A 456-nucleotide genomic window follows, 5' to 3' on the forward strand; every position below is an offset into this window, starting at 1 on the left:
GTGGCGCTGTTTATCGGCATTTGCAGCTACATCGTAATTAATTATCTGGTGAAATTCGATTTTCACTTTCTCTATGTTCTGGCCTGCACGTTCTGCATCAACGTGGCGGTAATGTTGATTATCGGCTGGCTCAAACCGCGCGACACGCCGTTTACCTTCCATGACGCGTTTGCCGTGGACATGTCACCCTGGCGTAACGCGAAAATTGCCTCGGTGGGTATTCTCTTCGCCATGATTGGCGTCTACGCCGGGCTGGCCCAATTTGGGGGGTATTCCACTCAATGGCTTGCAATCGTCAGCTACTCCATCACCGCAGGGGTCGTGATTTATCTCATTATCGATGCCATCCGTCAGCGCCGTAACCCTTCGCTTGTTTATGTTTCCGACGTTAAGGAAAAGCCATGAAACGCCCGAATTTTCTGTTCATCATGACCGACACTCAGGCCACGAATATGG

1 pseudogene is annotated in these 456 nt (G+C 50.7%); it reads left to right on the plus strand.

What is annotated here, in order from left to right:
* Nucleotides 1-405 (plus strand): annotated as a pseudogene (locus RTW80_RS27290) (solute:sodium symporter family transporter); the annotation flags it as partial.
* Nucleotides 406-456 lie beyond the last annotated feature (51 nt).

Origin of the sequence: Escherichia sp. AM3 (assembly GCF_032029835.1) — a bacterium.
Classification (GTDB): domain Bacteria; phylum Pseudomonadota; class Gammaproteobacteria; order Enterobacterales; family Enterobacteriaceae; genus Escherichia; species Escherichia coli.